Origin of the sequence: Marinobacter salicampi, from assembly GCF_011074795.1 — a bacterium.
In the GTDB taxonomy this organism is placed as follows: domain Bacteria; phylum Pseudomonadota; class Gammaproteobacteria; order Pseudomonadales; family Oleiphilaceae; genus Marinobacter; species Marinobacter salicampi.
The window spans coordinates 183,415-190,720 of sequence record NZ_JAAMPF010000016.1 but is presented as its reverse complement, the minus strand read 5'-3'; the positions used below and the strand labels follow the sequence as shown (position 1 = coordinate 190,720).

At 52.3% G+C, this 7,306-nt stretch carries 10 protein-coding genes; all 10 read right to left on the bottom strand.

Annotation, left to right across the window (positions count from 1 at the left end; all coding sequences use genetic code 11):
* Positions 1-138 precede the first annotated feature (138 nt).
* The 10 genes from G7W63_RS09025 to G7W63_RS08980 all read right to left on the bottom strand — a co-directional run bounded on the left by G7W63_RS09025 (position 139) and on the right by G7W63_RS08980 (position 7,212).
* Positions 139-1,263, bottom strand: coding sequence for a hypothetical protein (locus G7W63_RS09025; RefSeq protein WP_166256408.1), 1,125 nt, complete (start codon positions 1,261-1,263; stop codon positions 139-141).
* 89 nt (positions 1,264-1,352) lie between these two features.
* A complete protein-coding gene (locus tag G7W63_RS09020; protein ID WP_166256405.1) occupies positions 1,353-2,084 on the bottom strand; it encodes a hypothetical protein in 732 nt (243 codons plus the stop codon).
* Complete coding sequence (locus tag G7W63_RS09015; protein WP_166256402.1) at positions 2,081-2,575, bottom strand: PH domain-containing protein; 495 nt, start codon at positions 2,573-2,575, stop codon at positions 2,081-2,083. Before G7W63_RS09015 ends, G7W63_RS09020 begins: the two co-directional genes overlap by 4 nt.
* Positions 2,576-2,586: 11 nt before the next feature.
* Entirely contained in the window at positions 2,587-3,030 is a 444-nt protein-coding gene (locus G7W63_RS09010; RefSeq protein WP_166256399.1) for a hypothetical protein, read from the bottom strand.
* Positions 3,023-3,322, bottom strand: coding sequence for a hypothetical protein (locus G7W63_RS09005; RefSeq protein WP_166256396.1), 300 nt, complete (start codon positions 3,320-3,322; stop codon positions 3,023-3,025). Before G7W63_RS09005 ends, G7W63_RS09010 begins: the two co-directional genes overlap by 8 nt.
* A 21-nt stretch (positions 3,323-3,343) precedes the next feature.
* Positions 3,344-3,544: a hypothetical protein gene (locus G7W63_RS09000; RefSeq protein WP_166256393.1), complete on the bottom strand. Its 201-nt coding sequence runs from the start codon at positions 3,542-3,544 to the stop codon at positions 3,344-3,346.
* A 252-nt stretch (positions 3,545-3,796) separates the two neighbouring features.
* Positions 3,797-4,201, bottom strand: coding sequence for a hypothetical protein (locus G7W63_RS08995; RefSeq protein WP_166256390.1), 405 nt, complete (start codon positions 4,199-4,201; stop codon positions 3,797-3,799).
* A gap of 162 nt (positions 4,202-4,363) precedes the next feature.
* The gene (locus G7W63_RS08990; protein WP_166256387.1) at positions 4,364-4,582 is read right to left on the bottom strand and encodes a hypothetical protein; all 219 of its coding nucleotides are present in this window, start codon (positions 4,580-4,582) and stop codon (positions 4,364-4,366) included.
* A gap of 477 nt (positions 4,583-5,059) precedes the next feature.
* Complete coding sequence (locus G7W63_RS08985) at positions 5,060-5,476, bottom strand: peptide chain release factor family protein (RefSeq protein WP_207308928.1); 417 nt, start codon at positions 5,474-5,476, stop codon at positions 5,060-5,062.
* Entirely contained in the window at positions 5,473-7,212 is a 1,740-nt protein-coding gene (locus G7W63_RS08980; protein ID WP_166256384.1) for a DUF4942 domain-containing protein, read from the bottom strand. Before G7W63_RS08980 ends, G7W63_RS08985 begins: the two co-directional genes overlap by 4 nt.
* Between the last annotated feature and the right edge of the window lie 94 nt (positions 7,213-7,306).

Here is a 7,306-nt window from a genome sequence, read left to right as displayed (position 1 = left end):
CCACAAAACTACCCTCAGGCGGGTAGAGGTTATGCAAAAACTATCCCCGGAGAGTCGCAGTGCTCCTGAAGGGTGAATAAGGTTCCATCAAACTACCTATCACCAGGAAAGGTTCCATGAAACTACCTACGGGTGGCACTACTCCTCCTCAGGAATAAGCTTCTTCACTTTCTGGATCTGGGCCCGCTGAATAGAGCCTCGTATCAGCTTCTGTTGCTTGTTCGCTTCAATGATCTCGCTTACCAGTTTCTTTGTCGGGTAGATGTCGTAATGGATATTCGTCACCTTCCGGCCATCCTTTACCCGCTTCTTCTCTTCCGCGTACAGAATGGCCCCGGCCTCTTTGAGCTGTTCCAGCGCCCGATTCATGGCCTTAATGTTTATTTTCATCTCCGGGGACATGCCGCGCCCGCTTTCCTGCATGATCTGCACCAGGGTCGGCTGATAAGGCTTCTCCAGATCAGCGAAGGTGTAGACTGAAACCATCCTTTTGTATAAATACCTGGAAAGGAGGCCCGAAAGCGACATAAGGCGGGGGTAGTTCATCTGGCGGTAGGTGAGATCTGTGATGCTTTTGGTCACGAGCTTGTGGAAAGAGGCATACCAAAGTTCATACCGCCTTCCGTCGGGATGATTGCGTTGCCCGCCTTCAACCAGGCGACTTAGAAATCCTTCTTCCCAGCTCTCGCCGGTTTTGCGGTTGGTAATTTTGAGACCGGCCCGGCGAAGAACGTAAAGCCCCTCTCGAAGCTGGGGCCAGGAATAGGTGTGGTTGTGACGGTCCAGATCCTGTTTGAGTTCATAGAGACTGAAGCGCACGCCTGCCTCGCCATTGAGAAATACCCCGTTACCGGACGTTGCAAGCTTTCGGAGGCTGTCCTCGATGCATTCCTCGCGCTCCCCAGGGTAGATTAAGACTTCGACACCACCATCGCGCTTAATCCGTGCTGCCTGAACCTCAACCTCGTACTCCTCATTGGCGACCTTCATGGCACGTTTATCGAACGCCGATTCGCTCACGTCCCGCTCTCGGCGGTTGTAAGTGAACTTTGGGGCTATGTCATAGAGGTGGATCGTGTTCGTGGTCTTCTCAGTGGTCGCTGAGGCGAAAAGCTCCATCTGGAAAAGACCATGTTCGTCATCGCCGTCACGATCATCACCGTCCTCAGACTCTTTATCCAGAGCATGATCCAGAGCATGGATCTCGACAATTTCGAGGATTTCTTTCTCGGTATCAGACTCGGTATCAGAGGATTTCGTCATGAACTGCCCACCGCATCAATAACTTTATTGTTGGTGTTGCGCGAATCGTTAGGCCAGAACATAGCGCGAAAAGCGCCACGATGGAACCTTTAGCGGGAGACTTCCTTCTGGAACCACGAAGCGATCTCGTGTTCCAGGTCATGATGTGGTTTGGAGTCAGCGTCGTTTGTAGATTTGACCGGTGCCAGAGCTTTTTCAGCTCGGTACGCCTTTAACTTCTGGCGTTGCTCGGCAAACACAGGCCCCAGCTTCTCCACCGGGATATCCGCACCCTCTTCATTAAGTTGCCGGCGTAAATCGGCAAATTGATTTGGGGGAGGAGGGTTGCTCAACACTCGAAGGCGATCAGCTTCGAGGATGTCGTTATGGTCAGCCCATAGATTGACGCAAAGCGCCCACACTTCTGAGTACAAACGCGTGCGAAAGCTGAAGAACTGGAAGCCGCGCCGTTCGGAATCCAACCGTTTGGTCTTAGGAAGATTGATAGCAAAACCTGCCTGCCACTCTCCTCTACGATCGCGAATCCACCGACATGTCAGGCCGTGAACGCCGGTACCTTGATAGGGGCTCGTTGATGAATGGTTGGATGTGACGAATTTGTGGTACTGGTGCAGCGCAGATTCAGCCAGCCATTCAGCATCCAGAATTTCGGCACGAAGTCTCTGGCGCTTAAAGAAAGGACATCGATCGTCTTGGAAGCGGATACGGGGATCAGTGGTTGATAAGTACCTCTGACGATACTTGTCCTTGACCACGGCGGTTACCCGGTAGCCTATAAAGCCCGCTGGGTGATCACCTTTGCCGTAATATTTTGCACTCATGCAGCTTTGTTTTGCTCCGTTGATTCAATTCCGCGAGGGGACAATTTCTGACGCAGGGATTCGGCGTCTTCAGCGTTGAGCTGGGGAAGTGTCATGTCGACGCCACCGGTACCCACCGTTTCCAAGTGCAGGGTTGCAGCTCGGAACTTTTGTTCGATCAGATTGGCGTTCAGCTGTACGTTCCGTATGTCTGCCAGCTTTATCCACTGGGACTTGCGGACCAGTTTTCCAACCTTAAACTGAATGATGTGGTCCGAGACTGATACTTCAAGCGTTCGAGCACGCAGGTAAGCCAGGCATACAGCAGATCCCACGAGGGCGAACAGAATAATACCCGCGATCGCCGGGTTTTGTTGTGCCCACGCAAACCCGACTCGGGCAAGACTCTCTGGAGGAGCCAGAATAGAAACACCCAGAACGAGCAGGCCTGCTTTTAAAAGCCAGCCTGAAGCGGTGTTCGCTGTGTATGCAGCCTGGTTGAAGTTGGTCATGTCATATCATGTCAGGGGGAGGTCGGTAGATTAAGTGTCTTTCGCATGCTGTGTGAGAACGCAGAGGTCTGAGTCATGCAAACCTTTCTATCAGCTGTGTTCTCGGCATTGTAGCCGCTCAAAATAGCAACCTTCTTATCAGGCGTTGAGAACTGGCCATCAGGAATGAAGCGGACAATCTTATCAGGCTCATGGGTGACTTTCTGGCAAAGGCCGGTGACGAACCAGGTTTCATCAGCTTGCGATTCAATGACTATCTTGACCGAGAAATCTGCCCGACTGAAGGCATCTGGAGCCACCGATACCACGGGATCGCCTCCAAAGGCATGCGCCTGCATTGAGAGAGCGGCGCAGGTGGCCACGGTTGCGAGTATTATTGTCTTCATCAGTGATACTCTCATGTAAATGTGCAGGGCCGTTAAATCGTATCCATAAGCCATCTTCCAATTACGCATTAAGGCCAGTCTGGCTTGCGAAATCCTCCACCCTCATTTCAAGACGCACCCAGGTTCCGTCGAGATAGTGAATCAGTAACGTATCTCGCTCAGGATCGTTGTAATACCACCCCTTTTCCTCTTGAATTACGCTCTTGATCAAACTGAGGTGGATTACTGCCTTTACGTTAGATGCGGTTGTGACGGTCCGAATCGTCGAGGGGTCACTTTTATCGATCATGGCCAGTGAAAGCGCTTTCGCCGTCTTTTCCTTTTCAATCGCTAGTTGCGATTCGTGCTTGCTCGTAAACATGTCGGTCCTCGTTTTCCACAATTAGAGCTGGCTTTTAGGTTCAGAGGTCCAGTGCCAACTTAGATAGCTCAGTCCCATCAGAATCAAGGTCGCCACTAGGTAGATTGCCTTCTGTTCAACCGCCTCGATCGGCTGTGCAAATCCAATTATCAGGGTGCCAGCACTCATCACGGCGAAGACCGGCATCAGGATCTTACAGATCGTTTTTGCAGCTTTTGTCATAGACCCTCTCGGTCTTCCGTTTCCCATCACTGAATGCACATCCGAATTCTCTGGTTTGCGTTAGATAGGATAGCCGCAGCCTCTTCATTGCTTGCTCTTTTGATGTCAGTGGGGTCCGTTCGGGCGATATGAATGCTGACGCCCATTTTGCGTCCCCTTCTCGCGAAGAAATGGAGCGCAGCTCGTTCACTTGGGTTCAGTGTTTCAGGCTTTCTACGGGTTAAACGTTTGGCTACTTGGTGAGGATAAAATTTACGCTTTTTCATAATCAAAACCTTCGGATAGATCGAGTCTTGCGATAGCTGGGGCTTCTCTCCTGGTGTTGTCCCTGAACCTCAGTGCTAAAAGACCGTCTACGACCTCTTCGGGCGTGGGGAAGTCATTCCCTATCTTGGCCAGCAGCTGGATCAGCTCGGGCATGTCAGCAAGGGCCTTCCACCCATCGCTATGGACCATCAGACGGGGTACTTTCCGGTTATAAAACCCGCTATCAAACCACTGAATCATGAACTCGCCGGTCGTCCCGCCTTCGATCGGGTAAAACCCGATATTAAGCATGTCCATCGCGCCGCTCTCGATCGGCTGGGCCGGCCCATACCAAGTCTGGCTATGCCACGAGAAACCTTTCGGGGCGGCTGAGATGTCGAGATTATCCATAACTACTCCAGTGTTTTCCATTCGGATGGCCGGTAATGTCCGCTGCATTTGATTGTTATCATTTCACGTTTATCAAATATGCAACTGTCCCAGCTTCACTGGATGCAATCGTTGCCTATACTCAACCCCGGACGTTTCGTAAACGCTTTAGTCATTAGTTGTCTACTTCCGGTTTGCCAGCTCGATGCGGATCTCGCGTTGTACCTTGCCGATTGCGAAGGTTAAGAGCAGCCCACCGATTCCTGAGATGAATGCCCCTGCAATGATGATTATGTCGGCAAGCTGAGACAGCACTGGATTTTGCTCAGGATCGATCGGCACCGGGAGAGTACCGGTCAATATTGCTACGAACACCAGGAACGGAACAGCTGCGGTCAGCATGGTCTGCCAGAACCTGTAAGTCAGCTCTCTGTCCCCGGCCACAAGCTCGCTGGATGTCATTTCGTGAGGGTTACTCAGTTGCATTAGCTGATTCTCGGGGCTTGTATGTAGTTTCAGTGTCGGATAACAAACGATTCATCATTTCGGTTCTCAGCCGTTTTGGGTGCAGTCTGTACGTGATCAGTAGTGGCGCGAGTACCAGCCCCAGGGAAGCGATGAGAACAATCGTCCAGAGGGTCAAATCGTGAATATAAGAGCCGCGATCCGGTAGTACAGAAGTTAAGGCGTCATACAGAGGTAAAAGGTGGACTGGGAGCGTCAATGCGATCGCTATAACTGCAACAACCACAGCCATAAGCAGATAGCCTGGGCCGTCGCACGTCCGGACCTGAAACGTCTTTTCAACGAATCTGAAGCCTTTAACGATAAGGCCCAGGGACACCGTCATCAAACCCACAAGCCATATCCAATAAAGCATCATTTCTCTCCTGCTTCTGTTCTTCGCAGCTGCACCAGGCGCGACCTAAGGATATGCAGGGCCCGGTCCCGGTTCTGGTGCTGGCTCCGATATTTGACGTGCTCGACGGTAAGGCCCGTCGGTATATGGGTAACCCGGATGCCCGGTCCCAGTTTCAAACTATGTGATTCCTTACCAGGGCTGACTGCCTCTACCTTCAGGGTTCGTGCCGATACCTCATATCGGCTGGTCTCGATATCGGCGAGGCTCGGTGCGTCGAGCAAGGGGATAAGCTCGGACTCAGGCCACTTTTCCTCAACGCCATTGGCGTCTGAGGTCCACCACCAGGGCTGGCCGTCGCGCTCCTCAGCAGCGCAGGTTGTGACCGCTACCCCACCGGGTGCCAGAACCTGCATATTGTTCTTAAACTTGCTCACGCGGCCTCCTGTGCGATGTCATTACGCTCAGGGCCGGCCAGCAACGCGACATGGTTGGCCGTCAGCTGCAGGTTTGAGCCAAAGGCCTCGTTGGCAATATCCATGGGCACATCCATTTCATCGCACGCATCTTGAGCCGTGCGCAGCCAGCCCATCATTCTTCCAAACTCTGTGTTTAGCTTACAGGCGAATCGCTGATTCAATTTGATATGAACGGTGCCTTTTTTGAACGCCTTTGCCTCAAAAAGCACGGCCTCCTCACCTGTTTTGTGATCCAGGAACATGAAGTTGACCTTTTTGCCGGACTCCCAGGAGAAATCTTGGGCCCGGTTTTGGCCTGTCGTATCAAACCCAAGATTGTTGGCAACGGTCGCTATGTCGTTAAGAAGGGTTCCGGCATAGTCGCTTAGCCCGCAGCTGGAGTCGCAGATCGCCTGATACAGCTCCAGAACAATGCGGTATTCCAGTCCATAGCGCTCGATATCGGGCTGGTTGCCATAGCGCCAGGCTTCGTGGGTAAACACTTTCTCATTCGAATTGTAGCTGACGACGTTGGCCTGACGGGTCATGCGCTTGACCAGACCAATCAACTGAGATTCATAATAGTTATTACAATTCTTGATAACCCAGCTCAAGAGTCCATGAACGTTGGCCGCTGAAAAATCGATGTGTGTGCTGTCGTTCAACTTGTCCAGCATGGTTTTCCGAGTATCCGCAGTCAGCCGGGAAGTAACGTTCTCCAGATTTGAGAAGAGTTCACGCCAGAATGCGTCTTTAAGCGAGGTGATTTTAAGCTTGAGTCCTTTCGCAAGGGCTTCCGTATTCACCCCCATTTCGTAGAGTAGGCCTGAATCCAGCTCACAGATCCGGGTGTAATCCCCAAGCAGCTTTTCCATATCCTCGTGATAGAAAGCCTCAAGTGCCTGAACCAGACCGTTCGCGGCGACCAGCTCCTGGCCATGGCTGACCCGCTGTTTCACCTGGTTCTTGAGGGCGTCAGCAGGGTTCAAGTTACCGTGTGCGGCTTTGCTGGCATTAGGTTTGAAATTTTCGTTGAACCACTTATCGAATGGGTCCGTTTTAAGCCCCTGCGAGCGCCCGCCATGGTGCAATGTACCCGTATAGGCCAGCTGGATCGAAAGGATGTTGACGCGGGCACGAGCCGGGCGGTCGGCATCTGGGCTGGTGAAATCGAACGTACCAATGACCTCGGCCTCGGCTTTGCGATCTTTTAGAATTAACTGCAGCAATTCATCTTTCGCCCAACGTTCCGGAACCACCAGGTACACCAACTTGGCGCTAGCCTCCCCGACGATCTTCCGGGCCCACCCACCAAATTCAGAGTAGGGCGGGTTGGAGAAGATCACATCAACGCGCTTTGTGATCAGCTCCTGTTGCATCAGGTCGGTACCGATGGTGATCACGGAGGCGTCTTGAGCGTCAATGAGCAACTGGGATTTCTCGATGGCAAAACGGTCACCGTTTGTCAGAGCCTCCAACACTCGCCCGTCACCGGCCCCACAGTCGAGCACTGAGATCTTCTCTAGCGGATCTTCGTTAAACACTGACATCTTCTTGCGGATGTCGGCGCTCACGCACTCGATCATGCTGGCGGTCGTGGGGTACCACTCGAAATCCTGGCCTTGGGCTTTGAGGTTGCGGATCATCAGGTTGGCTCTCATGTGTACTCCCGTGCTTGTTTCTTGATTTGCTTCCAGCTTCGCACGGGTTTTCAAAATGCAACGGCTACGTTTAGCGGCGTGATATGGGCGGATATTACGCCGAGCATCGATGGATAAGTGGGAAGTGGATGTTCTTTTTCGTCACTAC

Bases quoted from the DNA above. Each gene is read 5' to 3' on its own strand.
- G7W63_RS09025 (WP_166256408.1), bottom strand. From the start codon at position 1,263: ATGACGAAATCCTCTGATACCGAGTCTGATACCGAGAAAGAAATCCTC.
- G7W63_RS09020 (WP_166256405.1), bottom strand. From the start codon at position 2,084: ATGAGTGCAAAATATTACGGCAAAGGTGATCACCCAGCGGGCTTTATA.
- G7W63_RS09015 (WP_166256402.1), bottom strand. From the start codon at position 2,575: ATGACCAACTTCAACCAGGCTGCATACACAGCGAACACCGCTTCAGGC.
- G7W63_RS09010 (WP_166256399.1), bottom strand. From the start codon at position 3,030: ATGCGTAATTGGAAGATGGCTTATGGATACGATTTAACGGCCCTGCAC.
- G7W63_RS09005 (WP_166256396.1), bottom strand. From the start codon at position 3,322: ATGTTTACGAGCAAGCACGAATCGCAACTAGCGATTGAAAAGGAAAAG.
- G7W63_RS09000 (WP_166256393.1), bottom strand. From the start codon at position 3,544: ATGACAAAAGCTGCAAAAACGATCTGTAAGATCCTGATGCCGGTCTTC.
- G7W63_RS08995 (WP_166256390.1), bottom strand. From the start codon at position 4,201: ATGGATAATCTCGACATCTCAGCCGCCCCGAAAGGTTTCTCGTGGCAT.
- G7W63_RS08990 (WP_166256387.1), bottom strand. From the start codon at position 4,582: ATGCTGACCGCAGCTGTTCCGTTCCTGGTGTTCGTAGCAATATTGACC.